General features: G+C 72.3%; 12 protein-coding genes and 1 tRNA gene. 6 read left to right on the top strand and 7 right to left on the bottom strand.

Translation table 11 applies throughout. From position 1 onward, the window contains the following. Positions 1–199: 199 nt before the first annotated feature. The 6 genes from I601_RS18425 to I601_RS18400 form a co-directional block, all read right to left on the bottom strand. Complete coding sequence (locus I601_RS18425; RefSeq protein ID WP_068113021.1) at positions 200–1636, bottom strand: acyl-CoA carboxylase subunit beta; 1437 nt, start codon at positions 1634–1636, stop codon at positions 200–202. Between the two features lie 20 nt (positions 1637–1656). Continuing rightward, positions 1657–2898 carry a beta-ketoacyl-[acyl-carrier-protein] synthase family protein gene (locus I601_RS18420; protein ID WP_068113018.1) on the bottom strand — a complete coding sequence of 414 codons (1242 nt, stop codon included), beginning with the start codon at positions 2896–2898 and terminating at the stop codon, positions 1657–1659. Positions 2899–2989: 91 nt separating this feature from the next. Continuing rightward, a complete protein-coding gene (locus tag I601_RS18415; RefSeq protein ID WP_068113016.1) occupies positions 2990–3235 on the bottom strand; it encodes an acyl carrier protein in 246 nt (81 codons plus the stop codon). An 80-nt stretch (positions 3236–3315) separates the two neighbouring features. Further along, positions 3316–4317, bottom strand: coding sequence for a beta-ketoacyl-ACP synthase III (locus tag I601_RS18410; RefSeq protein ID WP_068113014.1), 1002 nt, complete (start codon positions 4315–4317; stop codon positions 3316–3318). Continuing rightward, the gene (locus I601_RS18405) at positions 4317–5501 is read right to left on the bottom strand and encodes an acyltransferase domain-containing protein (RefSeq protein WP_068113011.1); all 1185 of its coding nucleotides are present in this window, start codon (positions 5499–5501) and stop codon (positions 4317–4319) included. Before I601_RS18405 ends, I601_RS18410 begins: the two co-directional genes overlap by 1 nt. 102 nt (positions 5502–5603) lie before the next feature. Beyond that, entirely contained in the window at positions 5604–6797 is a 1194-nt protein-coding gene (locus I601_RS18400; protein ID WP_068113007.1) for a PucR family transcriptional regulator, read from the bottom strand. 141 nt (positions 6798–6938) lie between these two features. Here I601_RS18400 and I601_RS18395 point away from each other — a divergent pair, with 141 nt between their 5' ends. Then, positions 6939–7904, top strand: a complete 966-nt coding sequence (locus I601_RS18395) for an alpha/beta fold hydrolase (RefSeq protein ID WP_179948546.1) — start codon at positions 6939–6941, stop codon at positions 7902–7904. Between the two features lie 15 nt (positions 7905–7919). Here I601_RS18395 and aceE read toward each other — a convergent pair whose 3' ends face one another. Then, positions 7920–10655: a pyruvate dehydrogenase (acetyl-transferring), homodimeric type gene (gene aceE / locus I601_RS18390; RefSeq protein WP_218917858.1), complete on the bottom strand. Its 2736-nt coding sequence runs from the start codon at positions 10653–10655 to the stop codon at positions 7920–7922. 352 nt (positions 10656–11007) lie between these two features. Between aceE and I601_RS18385 the strand changes: the two genes are divergently transcribed. The 5 genes from I601_RS18385 to I601_RS18365 all read left to right on the top strand — a co-directional run bounded on the left by I601_RS18385 (position 11008) and on the right by I601_RS18365 (position 14351). Next, complete coding sequence (locus I601_RS18385; protein ID WP_084527820.1) at positions 11008–11448, top strand: DUF3052 domain-containing protein; 441 nt, start codon at positions 11008–11010, stop codon at positions 11446–11448. Positions 11449–11544: 96 nt separating this feature from the next. Then, the gene (locus I601_RS18380) at positions 11545–13197 is read left to right on the top strand and encodes an AMP-binding protein (RefSeq protein ID WP_157520300.1); all 1653 of its coding nucleotides are present in this window, start codon (positions 11545–11547) and stop codon (positions 13195–13197) included. Next, positions 13194–13664 carry a peroxiredoxin gene (locus I601_RS18375; RefSeq protein WP_068112994.1) on the top strand — a complete coding sequence of 157 codons (471 nt, stop codon included), beginning with the start codon at positions 13194–13196 and terminating at the stop codon, positions 13662–13664. The genes I601_RS18380 and I601_RS18375 overlap by 4 nt, the downstream gene beginning before the upstream one ends. Before the next feature lie 218 nt (positions 13665–13882). Further along, positions 13883–13954: transfer RNA gene (locus I601_RS18370), tRNA-Val, on the top strand. 139 nt (positions 13955–14093) lie between these two features. Beyond that, complete coding sequence (locus tag I601_RS18365) at positions 14094–14351, top strand: hypothetical protein (protein ID WP_157520297.1); 258 nt, start codon at positions 14094–14096, stop codon at positions 14349–14351.

Below are 14351 nucleotides of genomic sequence, written 5' to 3'. Positions count from 1 at the left end.
GCGGGCCGAGCTCGTTGCATCCTCTTCGACGCCGAGGACGGGGTTCGTAGTCGGAAGTACCGAACGGTCGGACAGCGCAAGGTCTCCGCGGAGCGGATGCATGTCAAGGACCCTTCGGTCCTCCCGGCTACGGCGCGGCCGCGCGCGCCGACCGTCTGAGGCTCGACGGATCCGGCGTCCGCAAGAAGTACCTACCCGGTCAGAGTGGGATGTTGCCGTGCGCGCCCCGGCGCACCCCGACGCTCTGCACCTCGTCGTCGAAGGCCCGTGCGATCGCCGAGCGGGTCGCCGACGGCTCGACGACCTCGTCCACCACGCCGATCTCGACCGCCTTGTCCACGCCGCCCGCGATCCGCTCGTGCTCCGCGGCCAGCTCGGCCTCGAGCTGAGGGCGGATCTCGGGGGACACCTCGGCCAGCTTGCGGCGGTGCAGGATGCGGATGGCGGCCACCGCTCCCATCACCGCGACCTCGGCACCGGGCCAGGCGAAGACCTTGGTGGCGCCGAGCGAGCGTGCGTTCATGGCGATGTAGGCGCCGCCGTAGGTCTTGCGGGTCACCAGCGTCACACGCGGCACCACGCACTCCCCGAAGGCGTGCAGCAGCTTCGCGCCGCGTCGTACGACGCCGTCCCACTCCTGGCCGACGCCGGGCAGGTAGCCGGGCACGTCGACCAGCACGATGAGCGGGATGCCGAACGCGTCGCACATCCGCACGAACCGGCTGGCCTTCTCGGCCGAGAGCGAGTCCAGGCAACCGCCCAGGCGCAGGGGGTTGTTGGCCACCACGCCCACGGTGCGACCGCCGAAGCGGCCCAGGGCGGTGACGATGTTGGGGGCCCACCGGGCGTGCAGCTCCTGCCCGGTGCCCTCGTCGAGCACCTGCTCGACGAGCGGGTGGACGTCGTAGGCGCGCTTCTTCGACTCGGGCAGCACCGCGGCCAGGTCGCGGTCCTCCACGTCGGCGACGCGCAGGCTGCCCTGGGCGCCGAGCAGGGTGGCGATGGTGCGCGCCCGCTGGAGCGCCTCCTCCTCGGAGTCGGTCAGCACGTGCACCACGCCCGAGCGTCGCCCGTGCGGCTCGGGGCCGCCCAGGCGCAGCATGTCGACGTCCTCGCCGGTCACCGAGCGCACGACGTCGGGCCCGGTGACGAAGATGCGTCCCTCGGGTCCCAGGATGACCACGTCGGTGAGCGCCGGGCCGTACGCCGCGCCCCCGGCCGCCGGTCCGAGGACCACCGAGACCTGGGGGATGCGGCCCGAGGCCTGGGTCATCACCTGGAAGATCCTGCCCACGGCGTGCAGGCTCAGGACGCCCTCCGCCAGCCGGGCCCCGCCGGAGTGCCACAGCCCGATGATCGGGACGCGGTCGGTGAGGGCGCGGTGGTAGGCGTCGACCACGACGCGGCACCCGTGGTCGCCCATGGCCCCACCCATGACCGTGGCGTCGGAGCAGAAGGTCACGACCGGCGTGCCCTCGACCGTGCCGACCGCCGCGAGCATGCCCGAGTCGTCATCGGGGGTGATGAGCTCCATCGAGCCCTCGTCGAGCAGCGCCCGCAGCCGGTGCAGGGGGTTGCGCGGGTCCTGCTCGCGGGGGAGCTTCTGGGGCTTGGCCGGGGCGGGGGCGGTGGTCACGTGAGGGTGGTCTCCTGGTCTCAGACGCTGCCGAAGGCGACCGCGACGTTGGCGCCGCCGAAGCCGAACGAGTTGTTGAGCGCCACGATGTCGCCCGCGGGCAGGTCGCGCGCGGTGGTGGCGATGTCGAGGTCGACAGCCGGGTCCTGGTCGTCGAGGTTGATGGTGGGCGGGGACACGCGGTGCTGGAGGGCCAGCACGGTCGCGACCGCCTCCAGGGCGCCGGCGCCGCCGAGCAGGTGCCCGGTCATGGACTTGGTGGAGGTGACCACCACGTCGCTGACGTGGGCGCCGAGGGTGGCGTGGAGCATCAGGCCCTCCGCGATGTCGCCCTGCGGGGTGGAGGTGGCGTGCGCGTTGACGTGCTTGACGTCCGCGGGGTCGACACCGCCCTCGTGCAGGGCCCGGGCGATGGCCCGGGTGCCGCCGCGCCCGCGGGGGTCGGGCTGGGCGATGTCGTGGGCGTCGGCGGTGACGCCGGCGCCGAGGACGATGGCGTAGATCCGGGCACCGCGTGCGAGCGCGTGCTCCTCGGACTCCAGCACCAGGGCGCCCGATCCCTCGCCGAGCACGAAGCCGTCGCGGCCGGTGTCCCAGGGCCGCGAGACCGTCGTGGGGTCGGCGTCGTTCTTCGACAGCGCCATCATGTTCGCGAACGCGGCGATGTTGAGGGGGTGGATGGCGGCCTCGGCGCCCCCGGCGAGCACGACGTCGGCGCGGCCGAGCCTGATCTGGTCCACGGCCAGCGAGATCGCCTCGTTGCCCGAGGCGCACGCCGAGACGGGCGTGCTCGCGAAGGCACGAGCACCGAACGTCAGGCTGATGTTGGCCGCGGGAGCGTTGGGCATCAGCATCGGGACCGCGAGCGGGGAGACCCGGCGCGGCCCCTTCTCGAGCAGCAGGTCGTAGTTGCTGAGCAGCGTCGTGACGCCACCGATCCCGGAGGCGAAGGCGACACCGACGCGGTCGCCGTCGAGGCCCTCCGCGTCGCTCAGACCGGCATCGGCCCAGGCCTCCGTGGCCGCGACCATGGCGAGCTGGGTGGAGCGGTCCCACCGACGGGCCTTGACGCGCTCGAGGACCCCCGCGGGGTCGACCGCTGCCGAGCCGGCGATGCGCACCGGCAGGGTCTCGGCCCAGTCCTGGGTCAGCGGTCGGACGCCGGAACGTCCGTTGACGAGAGCGTCCCAGGTGCTGGGGACGTCCCCTCCGACCGGGGAGGTGACCCCGAGACCGGTGACGACGACTCGCTTCGACGACATGCGTGGGTGTCCTTACGTGGGAGGGCGGAGGCGGGTGCGGGGGTGGAGAGTGGGTCGTCGGCGGCCGCGCAGCGGCCGCCGACGATCAGGCTCAGGCCTGGGCGCGCTCGATGAACGCGACGGCGTCGCCGACGGTCTTGAGGTTCTTGACCTCGTCGTCGGGGATCGAGACCCCGAACTTCTCCTCGGCGGCCACGACGACCTCGACCATCGACAGCGAGTCGACGTCCAGGTCGTCGACGAAGGACTTGTCGAGCTGGACGTCGCTGGTGTCGACGCCGGCGACCTCGTTGACGATCTCGGCGAGGTCGGTGCGGATCTCTTCGGTGGTGGCCATGTGTCGGCTGTCTCCTGTTTCTCGTGGGTGTGCTGCGGCGGGTCGTGCGGGTCGTGCGGGTGGTGCTCGAGCCGGGTGGCTCAGGGCAGGACGACGACCTGGGCGGCGTACGCCAGGCCGGCGCCGAAGGCGATGAGGAGCGCGGTGTCACCGGAACGGGCCTCGCCGTCGGCGATCATCCGGTCCAGGGCCAGCGGGACCGAGGCTGCCGAGGTGTTGCCCTGGTGGACGATGTCGCGGGCGATGGCCACCGTGTCGGGCAGCTTCATGGCGCGCGCCATCGTGTCGGTGATCCGGTTGTTGGCCTGGTGCGGCACGAAGCAGTCGAGGTCCTCGACCCCCAGACCGGCCCGGTCGAGCGCCTCGAGGCCGGTCTTGGCCATCTGGAAGGACGCCCAGCGGAAGACGCTGTTGCCCTGCATCACCAGGTACGGCATCCGGGGCTCGTCGGAGGCCAGCACGTCGCGCCAGTCCTCGCGGGAGCGGATCAGGTCGTACTGCTCGCCGTCGGAGCCCCAGACGACCGGTCCGATGCCGGGCTCCTCGCTCGGGCCCACCACGGCCGCGCCGGCACCGTCGGCGAAGATGAAGGCGGTGCCGCGGTCGGTGGGGTCGGTCTGCTCCGAGAGCCGTTCGGCCCCGACCACCAGCACGTGCCGGGCGCTGCCGCCCCGCACCATGTCGGCGGCCAACGACATGGCGTGGCAGAAGCCGGCGCAGGCGGCGGAGATGTCGAAGGCCGCTGCGTGGTCGGTGCCGAGGTCGTGGGCGACGAGGGTGGCCAGGGCCGGGGTCTGCATGAGGTGGCTGACGGTGGCGACGACGACGACGTCGACCTGCGCGGCCTCGACGCCCGAGCGCTCCAGGGCCTGTCGGCATGCGGCGACCGTCATCATCCGCAGCGTCTCCTCGTCGGTGGCCCAGCGGCGCTCCTCGATGCCGGAGCGCTGGCGGATCCACTCGTCGGTGGAGTCGATGCCCTCGATGACCTCGGAGTTCGGGACCACGCGGGACGGCCGGTAGGCACCGATCCCGAGGATGCGGGCGTGCGGTGCGCCGGTGGAGGCCTGGATCGCGGTCATCAGGCGGCTCCCTCGGGGTGCAGGCGCAGCAGCGGCTGGCCGGGGGAGACGAGGTCGCCGTCCTCGACGAGCCACTCGACCACCTGGCCTCCGTGCGCGGCGGTGACGCTCACGCGGTCGCGGGTGCTGGCGACGTCGCCGACCACCGCGCCGGCGTCGAGGACCGTGCTGGCGGCGGCCTGCTCCGAGCGGTGGAAGGTGCCCTTGCCCGGCGACACCACCATCCGCCACGTCGGGGTGAGGTTCAGCCCGGCGGACTCACCGTGCTTGTCGCAGAAGTCGCGTGCGTCGTCGAGCTGGTCAGGGGTCTTCAGGGCGAAGGTCTCCACGCCCTTGAGGGCACGCTTCGCGATGCCGGTCAGGGTGCCGGCGGGCGGCATCTCGAGGATGCCGGTCACGCCGAGGTCCTCCATGGCCTCGAGGCACAGGTCCCACCGCACCGGGTGCGCGATCTGGCCCACGATGCGCCGCAGGACCTCGCGGCCGTCGTGCACCACCTGCCCGTCGCGGTTGGAGATGACGCGGGTGCGCGGGTCGTGGGTCGAGACCGACCCGGCGAGGGCGCCGAGGTGCGCCACGGCCGGCTCCATGTGCTGGGTGTGGAAGGCGCCGGCGACCGGCAGCGGCACCAGGCGGGCCTTGGTGGGCGCGTCGGCCTGGAAGGCGGCGAGCTGCTCGAGCGTCCCGGCGGCCACGACCTGGCCGGGGCCGTTGTCGTTGGCGGCGGTGAGGTCGTGCTCGGCGATCCGGGCCAGGACCTCCTCGCGGTCGCCGCCCAGCACGGCGGTCATGCCGGTCGGGGTGATGGCGGCGGCGCGGGACATGGCCAGGCCGCGCTCGCGCACCAGCACCATCGCCTGCTCGGCGGTGATGACGCGGGCGCCGGCGGCGGCGCCGATCTCCCCGACGCTGTGGCCGGCGACTGCGCCGATCCGCTCGAAGGCGTCCCCGGGGTGCGGGAAGAGCTGCAGTGCGGCGACCAGACCCGTGGCGACCAGCAGCGGCTGGGCCACCTCGGTCGCCCGGATCGCGTCGGCGTCGGCCCGGGTGCCGTAGTGGACGAGGTCCAGCCCGGCGACCGTGGAGAGCCACTCGAAGCGCCGGGCGAAGGCCGGGTCCTCGAGCCAGGGGGTGAGGAAACCGGGGGACTGGGCTCCCTGACCGGGAGCGACGATGACGAGCACGACTCCACTGTGCCTCAGCCGGTCTCTCCACCCCGGGGTGCTGACGGCCATGATTCGTTCACGAACTTTGTGGGTTTCCCACAAATGTCCCGGACCGGCGACCTATCCGTGGGCGGAGCGTCCGGACTGGCGGCCGAGGACCAGCGCGATCTGCAGCGTGAACGCATCACGACCCACCGTGGGGTCCAGGCCGACGAGATCGCTGACCTGGCGCAACCGGTAGCGCACCGTGTTGGCGTGCACGTACAGGGCGCGGGCCGTGGCCTCGATCGAGGTGCCGGACTCGAAGTACCCGGTCAACGTGTCCGTCAGGGTGCCGCGCGAGCGCAGCAGCGGCACGTAGACCTCCTCGACGAGGTGGCGACGCGCGTGGCCGTCGCCGCCCAGGACCCGCTCGGGGAGCAGCTCATCGGTGCGCACCGGGCGGGGCGCGCCGGGCCACCCGGCCGCGACCCGGTGGGCGGAGACGGCCGCCCGGGCGGAGAGGTGCGCGTCGGCCAGCCCGTCGGCGACCGGTCCCACGACCACCGGACCGTCGCCGAACACGTCCAGGACGTTCTCGGCGGCGGCCCGCGGGTCGTCCACGCCGCCCAGCAGCAGGACCAGGCGGTCACCCTGCACGGCTCCCAGGGCGTCCATGCCCGCGGCGTGCGCCATCCGGCGGGCCTCCTCGAACAGGTCGGTCTCGGTGCGCCGCGCCGGTACGCCGCCCAGCACCACGACCACCCGTCCGCGACCGCGCCAGCCCAGGGCGCTGGCGCGCGAGGCGATCGTCTCGTCGGCCTCGGCCCGCAGCACGGCGTCGACGACGAGCGCCTCCAGGCGGGCGTCCCAGGCGCCGCGGGACTCGGCGGCCCGCGCGTAGACCTGCGCGGTGGCGAAGGCCACCTCGCGGGCGTAGCGCAGCACCGCGCCGTGGACCTGGGCGGCGTCCTCGGGCTCGATGAGCGAGTCCACACTGGTCTCGATGACCTCGATCGTGAGCCGGACCAGGTCGACGGTCTGCTGCAGGCTGATCACGCCGGCCAGTGCACGAGGCGCGGCCCCGAACACCGAGGAGGCCAGGGCGCTCTCGCCGGACGGGATGCTGTCACCGTCCTCGGCGTACCAGCCCACGAAGTGGCGCACGCCGGCCTGCACGATCAGCCCGACCCACGAACGGTGCTCCGCCGCCAGGTCACGGAACCACGGCAGCGTGGTCTCCATGCGCCCCGTGGCCGCGGTGCTCAGCGCGCCCGTCGAGCGCAGGAGCGTCTGGGCGGCGCGGGTGCGCGACGCAGGAGCAGGACCGGCCACGTGGCCAGGTTAGTCGGCGGCGGCCCCGGAGCGGGTCGCCGAAGGTCAAGTTTGGGGCCGATAACCGCGGGAAGCCTTACCTGCAACGAGATTCTGCGACATGGTGACCCGGTCACGATGCTCGCCACGACAGGAGGAACGGTGCCCCCCAGCCGTCATGACGTCCAGTACGCCACCGTGCACGGGCACCGCCGTGCCTACGTCAAGGTGGGCCAGGGCCCCGTCCTGCTGCTCCTGCACGGTCTCGGGTGCGACCACACGACCTGGTCGCCGGTCATCGACGCGCTGGCCCGCCGCTACACCGTCCTCGCTCCCGACCTGCTCGGGCACGGGCTCTCGGACAAGCCGCGCGCCGACTACAGCGTCGGCGGCTACGCGAACGGCATGCGTGACCTGCTCACGGTGCTGGGCGTCGACAAGGTCACCGTCGTGGGGCACAGCTTCGGCGGCGGCATCGCCATGCAGTTCGCCTACCAGTTCCCCGAGCGCACCGAACGGCTCGTCCTGGTCGCGTCCGGTGGCCTGGGCCCCGAGGTCTCGCCGGCCATCCGCGCGATCACCACGCCGGGCTTCCACCAGGCCATGGGGTTGCTCACGCTGCCCGGCGTGCGCCACCTCGGCGTCGCCGGCCTGCGCCGGCTGGCCGCCCTGCCGACGTCCGCGACCCGCGACCTGGGAGAGGTCGCCGACATCTACGACTCCTTCAAGGACCCGCACGCGCGCGCGGCCATCCGGCACGTCGTGAGCGCCGTCGTGGACTGGAAGGGCCAGATCGTCACGATGGCCGACCGGGCCTACCTGACCCAGGCCATGCCGATGTGCGTGGTGTGGGGCCGCAACGACCAGGTCATCCCGGTGCGGCACGCCAACAACGCCGCCGCGCTGGCGCCGGGGGCGCGTGTCGAGGTGATCCCCAACAGCGGCCACTTCCCGCACAAGGACCACCCCGAGCGCTTCGCCAAGATCGTGCACGACTTCGTGCGCCGCACCCAGCCCGCGAGCTACTCGCGCTCCCGCTGGCGTCGACTGCTCGCGCAGGCGCCGACCGGAGCCGTGGCCCCCGCCGCGCCTGCGCTGCAGCTCGCCGAGGCTGCGCCGGGCGCGTGACGCCCGGCGCACGCCTCAGGCGTCGCCGCCCTCCTGCTCGACCCCGCTCACGGCGGTGGGGTCGTCGATGCGGTACTGCTCGAAGGCCTTGACGACCTGGGCGGGGTCGATCTCGCCGGCGTCGGCGAGGGCCTGGAGTGCGCGCACCACGACGGACTCGGCGTCGATGTTGAAGAACCGTCGAGCCGCCGGCCGGGTGTCGGCGAAGCCGAAGCCGTCGGCGCCCAGCACGCAGAAGTCACCGGGCACCCAGCGCGCGATCTGCATCGGCACGGCCGTCATGTAGTCGCTGACCGCGATGAACGGCCCGTCATGGCCCCCGAGCTTGGTGCTGACCCACGGCGTGCGCGGCTCGGCTCCGGGGTTGAGGAGGTTGTGCTCCTCGGCGGCCACGGCCTCGCGGGCCAGCTCGTTCCAGGAGGTCACCGACCACGTGTCGGCCTGCACACCCCACTCCTCGGCGAGCATCTCGCGCGCCCGCTCGACCCAGGGGAAGCCGATGCCGGAGGCCATCAGCTGCACCCGCGGTCCCTCGCCCTCGGCGGTGGAGACCTTGTGCACGCCCTTGAGGATGCCCTCGACGTCGACGTCGTCGGGCTCGCGCGGCTGCGGGGTCGGCTCGTTGTAGACGGTGACGTAGAAGATCACGTTCTCGCCGTCGGGGTGCTGCTCGCTGGAGCCGTACATCCGCTCGAGGCCCGAGCGCATGACGTGCGAGACCTCGTAGGCGAAGGCCGGGTCGTAGTGCACGACGGCCGGGTTGGTGGCCGCCAGCAGCGGCGAGTGGCCGTCGGCGTGCTGGAGGCCCTCCCCGGTCAGGGTGGTGCGACCCGCGGTGGCACCGATGAGGAAGCCCCGGGCCAGCTGGTCGGCCATCGCCCAGATCGCGTCGCCGGTGCGCTGGAACCCGAACATCGAGTAGAACATGTAGAACGGGATCATGTGCTCGCCGTGCGTGGTGTACGACGACCCCGCGGCCGTGGCCGAGGCGATGGCGCCGGCCTCGGAGATGCCCTCGTGGAGCAGCTGACCCTGCTGGGACTCCTTGTAGGCGAGCAGCAGCCTGCGGTCGACCGACTCGTAGAGCTGGCCCGCGGGGTTGTAGACCTTGGCCGACGAGAACATCGAGTCCATGCCGAAGGTGCGGTACTCGTCCGGGGCGATCGGGACGAGGCGCTGGCCGATCTCGGGGTCCTTCATCCAGTCCCGCAGCAACCGCACCACGGCCATCGTGGTGGCGATGGAGTTCTTGCCCGAGCCCTGCTTGAGCTCGGCGTAGACCTTGTCACCGGGCAGCTTGAGGGCCTTGGAGCGGTTGATCCTGCGCGGCACGGCGCCACCGAGGGCGGCGCGACGCTCCATCATGTAGCGGATCTCCGGGGCGTCGGCGCCGGGGTGGAAGAAAGGCGCCGCGCCCGTCTCCTCGTAGGAGCGCTCGAGGTCGCGGTCGGAGATCGGCAGGTAGAGCCGGTCCCGGAACTTCTTGACGTCGGCCTGGGTCAGCTTCTTCATCTGGTGGGTGGCGTTCTTGCCCTCCAGGGCGTCGATCGTCCAGCCCTTCACGGTGTGCGCCAGGATCACGGTCGGCTGGCCGACGTGCTTGGTCGCGGCGTCGAACGCGGCGTACACCTTGCGGTAGTCGTGACCGCCGCGCGGCAGCTTCTGGATCTGGCGGTCGCTCATGTGCTCGACCATCTGGCGCAGGCGCGGGTCGCTGCCGAAGAAGCTGTCGCGGACGTAGCCGCCGTCCTCGACCGAGTAGGTCTGGAAGGCGCCGTCGGGGGTGGTGTTCATCTGGTTGACCAGCACGCCGTCGACGTCGCGGGCGAGCAGGTCGTCCCACTCGCGGCCCCATACGACCTTGATCACGTTCCAGCCGGCACCACGGAACTGGGACTCGAGCTCCTGGATGATCTTGCCGTTGCCGCGCACCGGGCCGTCGAGCTGCTGCAGGTTGCAGTTGATGACCCAGGTCAGGTTGTCGAGCTCCTCGCGGGCGGCGACGCCGATCGCGCCCAGCGACTCGGGCTCGGCCATCTCGCCGTCGCCGAGGAAGGCCCACACGTGCTGCTGCGAGGTGTCCTTGAGCCCGCGGTGGTGCAGGTAGCGGTTGAAGCGGGCCTGGTAGATGGAGTTGATGCCGGTCAGGCCCATCGAGACCGTGGGGAACTCCCAGAAGTCCGGCATCAGGCGCGGGTGCGGGTACGACGGCAGGCCGGCGCCGGCACCGTGCTGGACCTCCTGGCGGAACCGGTAGAGCTGCTGCTCGTCCAGCCGACCCTCGAGGTAGGCGCGGGCGTAGACCCCGGGGGAGCCGTGGCCCTGGATGTAGATCTGGTCGCCGCCGCCGGGGGCGTCCTTGCCCTGGAAGAAGTGGTTGAAGCCGACCTCGTACAGGCTCGCCGAGGACTGGTAGGTGGCGATGTGCCCGCCGACCTCGAGCCCCTTGCGGTTCGCGCTGGAGACCATGACGGCCGCGTTCCAGCGGATGAACGCCCGGATGCGGCGCTCGGTCTCCTCGTCACCGGGGAACCACGGCTCGCGCTCGGGCGGGATGGTGTTGATGTAGTCGGTGCTGCGCAGCGCCGGCACGCCGACCTGGGTCTCGCGTGCGCGCTCCAGCAGCCGCAGCATCACGTAGCGCGCCCGGTCGCGGCCGCGCTCGGCCAGCATCGAGTCGAAGGAGTCGATCCAGTCCTGGGTCTCCTCCGGGTCGATGTCCGGCAGCTGCGTGGGCAGTCCCTCGTGGATGACGGTCCGGGTGCCGCCGACGCGCGTCGGGGAGGTCTCGGCGGACCCGGCGGGGGAGTCCTCGGGGGTGGGCGCCGGTTTACCTGTCACGGTGGAAGAGTCGTCGGTCACGCTTCCATCGTGGCACGCGATTCTGGGAACCGAAATCTACCCGCCGGTATGTCCTGTATGCGGCCGCCGCCGTCCTGCAGGTGGGTCCCCCGGCCCGGTCGGGGCCGCCGGACGGGGACGGGAGAGACGCCTGTGGTCCCGCGGAGGCCCGCGAGAGGTTGCGTCGCTGGGCCAACTCCGCTGGACTGTCCCACGACCTGCGGTGCGGTACCGCGGGCGCGACGGTGACGTGGAGGTCTTAGTGAGCTCGACCGCGGGTGGCGGGTCCACCCAGACAGGCACCCCCTCAGGACCGGCCGAGCGACTCGGCCTGGCCCAGGGGATGGTGGTCCAGGAGCTCGGCTGGGACAACGACACCGATGACACGCTGCGCGTGGCCATCGAGGATGCGATCGACGCCGACATGGTCGACGGCGACTACGGGAACGTGGTCGACGCGGCGCTGCTCTGGTACCGCAACGACGACGGCGACCTGGTCGACGCGCTCGTCGACGCTCTCACCGACCTCGTCGGCGGCGGCGTCATCTGGTTGCTCACCCCGCGCATCGGGCGCCCCGGATCGGTCGACCCCGCTGACATCGCCGAGGCTGCTCCCATCGCCGGACTGGCCCAGACGACCACCGCGACGGTGAGCAAGGACTGGGCCGCCACGCGGCTGGAGACACCCAAGACCCCTGGCTGAGCCCCTCCGCCCGCAGTCCTCCTCCCGGCCCCATGGCTCCTGCCGCCGCCCCGGAACCTCGGCGCCGCGGCGGCGCCCCGTCAGATCGGACGTCCCGTGATCGCCAAGCTCCTCACCGGCGCGGGCACCGCCGGCACCAGTCTCCGGGTGCTGGCCCAGGCCGGCGTGCTGCGGCCGTACCCGCCGACGACCCTGCTGCGCCTGGCCCGGATCCTGCGGGACTGGGGCACCGGGCCCGCCGGGGGCTTCATGTCCATGGCGGCGCGGTCCCCGGCAGCGGTCGGGGTCGTCGACGAGCTCGGCGACCTGACCTGGCGCGAGCTGCACCGACGCTCCAACGCCCTGGCCAGGGCGCTGCGCGAGCAGGGGGTCGGTGAGGGCGACGCGGTCGCGGTGATGTGCCGCAACCACCGCTTCTTCCTCGACGCGACCTGCGCCGGCGCCAAGCTCGGGGCCGACGTCCTCTACCTCAACACCGCCTTCGCGGGCCCGCAGCTCGTCGAGGTGCTCGAGCGCGACCGCCCGGCCGTGGTGGTGCACGACCAGGAGTTCGGACCCCTGCTCGCCGACACCGCCGACGTGCCGCGCATCGTCGCCTGGGTCGACGACGACCGCGACCTGCCTGTCGGCACGCGCACGCTCGAGCAGCTGGTGGCGGGCCACGACGACGCCGACCTCGACCCGCCGGGTCGCCACGGGCGGACCGTCATCCTGACCTCGGGCACCACGGGCACGCCCAAGGGCGCCCCGCGCAGCGAGGCTGGGATCGACGCCGCCGTCGCCCTGCTCTCCGCGATCCCGCTGCGGCACGGGTGGCGCACCCACGTCGCGGCGCCGCTGTTCCACACCTGGGGCTTCGCGCACATGGCCCTGGCGATGCTGCTGGGCTCCACCCTGGTGCTGCGCCGGCGCTTCGACCCCGAGGACACGCTCCGCACGATCGCCGACGAGGGCTGCCAGAGCGTCGTGGTCATCCCGGTGATGCTCCAGCGGATCCTCGCGCTGCCCGTGGACGTCCTCGAGGCCCACGACCTCTCCCACGTCGAGGTCGTCGCCTCGTCCGGCTCGGCGCTCCCCGGAGACCTGGCCCTGACGTGGATGGACCGCTTCGGCGACCACCTGTACTCCACCTACGGCTCCACCGAGGTCGCCTACGCCGCGGTCGCCGGACCCGCCGACCTGCGCGAGGCGCCCTCGACGGCCGGGCGGGCGCCGTACGCGACGGTCCTGAAGGTGCTCGACGAGGCCGGCGACGAGGTCGCGGCGGGACGGTCGGGTCGGATCTTCGTCGGCAACGGCATGCTCTTCGAGGGCTACACCGGCGGTGGGTCCAAGGAGGTCGTCGACGGGTTGATGTGCACCGGTGACGTCGGCCGGCTGGGCGAGGACGGCCGGCTCTACGTCGAGGGTCGCGACGACGACATGATCGTCTCCGGGGGCGAGAACGTCTTCCCGCAGGAGGTCGAGGACTGCATCGCGCGCCACGACGACGTCGTGGAGGTCGCGGCCGTCGGCGTCGACGACGACGACTTCGGCAAGCGGCTGCGCGCCTTCGTGGTCGTGCGCGCCGGCGCGGAGCTGGACCAGGACGGAGTGCAGACCTGGGTCAAGCAGCAGCTGGCCCGCTACAAGGTGCCGCGCGACGTGGTCTTCCTCGACGAGCTGCCCCGCAACGCCACCGGCAAGGTCCTCAAGCGCGAGCTGACGAGCGCCGACCGCCACGACCAGAAGCAGGACGAGGACGCATGACCGAGCACGGCCTGACCCTGGGCGGCCCCGCCCCCGACTTCACGCTGCGCGACCAGTTCGGACAGGACGTGACCCTGTCGTCGTACATCGGCTCCAAGGCCGTCGCGATCCTCTTCTACCCCTTCGCCTTCTCCGGCGTGTGCACCAGCGAGATGGCCGAGGTGCGCGACCGACTCGCCGAGTTCATGACCTTCGACACCGAGGTCCTCGCCATCTCGTGCGACCCGATGTTCTCGCTGCGCGCCTGGGCCGACTCCGACGGCCTGAACTTCCCGCTGCTCTCGGACTTCTGGCCGCACGGCGCGGTGACCCGCGCCTACGACGTCTTCGACGAGTCGCGAGGCGCCCCCCGCCGCTCCTCGTACGTCGTCGACAAGGAGGGGCTGGTGCGCTGGGCGGTGCACAACAACAACCCCGAGGGCCGGGACCTCGACGAGCACCTGGCCCAGCTCACCGCACTGGCCTGAGCCGCCAGGCGGGCCACGGGGCGCCCCTGGGCCGGCCCGGCAAAGCAAAATGCCGGGGCGTTTTCGCGCAAAGTTCTCCCCCTGCGCCGGACCGAGCCGTAACGTACGAGTCGTCGAGCCGCTGGTGACCCGAGACGCCAGCGGCTCGACTCATTTCTGAGCCGGGTGCAGGAGCGTCTAGTCTGTGGCCCGCCCGTGCTCTGCTGCGTCCGGGCGCCGGGCGTATAGCTCAGCGGTAGAGCCCCTCGCTTACAACGAGGTGGTCGGGGGTTCGATCCCCTCTGCGCCCACCCGCTGCTCCCTGCCACGGTCCCGTCGGGTCCGCAGGAACCGGTCCGCTCCCGGACCAATCCGGGACGTCCTCTGCGACGAAGGCACTGTGACCCGCCCCACCAGGGCGGCAACCGCAGTCCCCTTGGAGGGAACCTGATGAGTGAGACCAGCAGGAGAAGCATGATCGCCGCGGCAGGCGTCGGAGCCGCGGCCGTCGGGGCAGCAGCCCTCGTGGGCGGGAGCGCCACCTCGGCGTCCGCCCGGAGCCGCTCGATCAGTGCCCAGGAGCCGCTCGTGGCCTACGTCGAGGACCACCGGTCCGACCGGGTCACCCTGATGATCGGCGAGGACGAGGTGGTCGTGCGCGACCGCGACCTCGTCACCCGGCTCCTCGCGGCCATGGGAGGCAAGTGA

This window comes from Nocardioides dokdonensis FR1436 (genome assembly GCF_001653335.1).
Lineage (GTDB): Bacteria > Actinomycetota > Actinomycetes > Propionibacteriales > Nocardioidaceae > Nocardioides > Nocardioides dokdonensis.
Note: the sequence above shows the minus strand (reverse complement) of the source record. Positions and strands in the feature narration are given on the sequence as shown.

Bases quoted from the DNA above. Each gene is read 5' to 3' on its own strand.
- I601_RS18375 (WP_068112994.1), top strand. From the start codon at position 13,194: ATGACCGAGCACGGCCTGACCCTGGGCGGCCCCGCCCCCGACTTCACG.
- I601_RS18410 (WP_068113014.1), bottom strand. From the start codon at position 4,317: ATGACCGCGATCCAGGCCTCCACCGGCGCACCGCACGCCCGCATCCTC.
- I601_RS18420 (WP_068113018.1), bottom strand. From the start codon at position 2,898: ATGTCGTCGAAGCGAGTCGTCGTCACCGGTCTCGGGGTCACCTCCCCG.
- I601_RS18365 (WP_157520297.1), top strand. From the start codon at position 14,094: ATGAGTGAGACCAGCAGGAGAAGCATGATCGCCGCGGCAGGCGTCGGA.
- I601_RS18415 (WP_068113016.1), bottom strand. From the start codon at position 3,235: ATGGCCACCACCGAAGAGATCCGCACCGACCTCGCCGAGATCGTCAAC.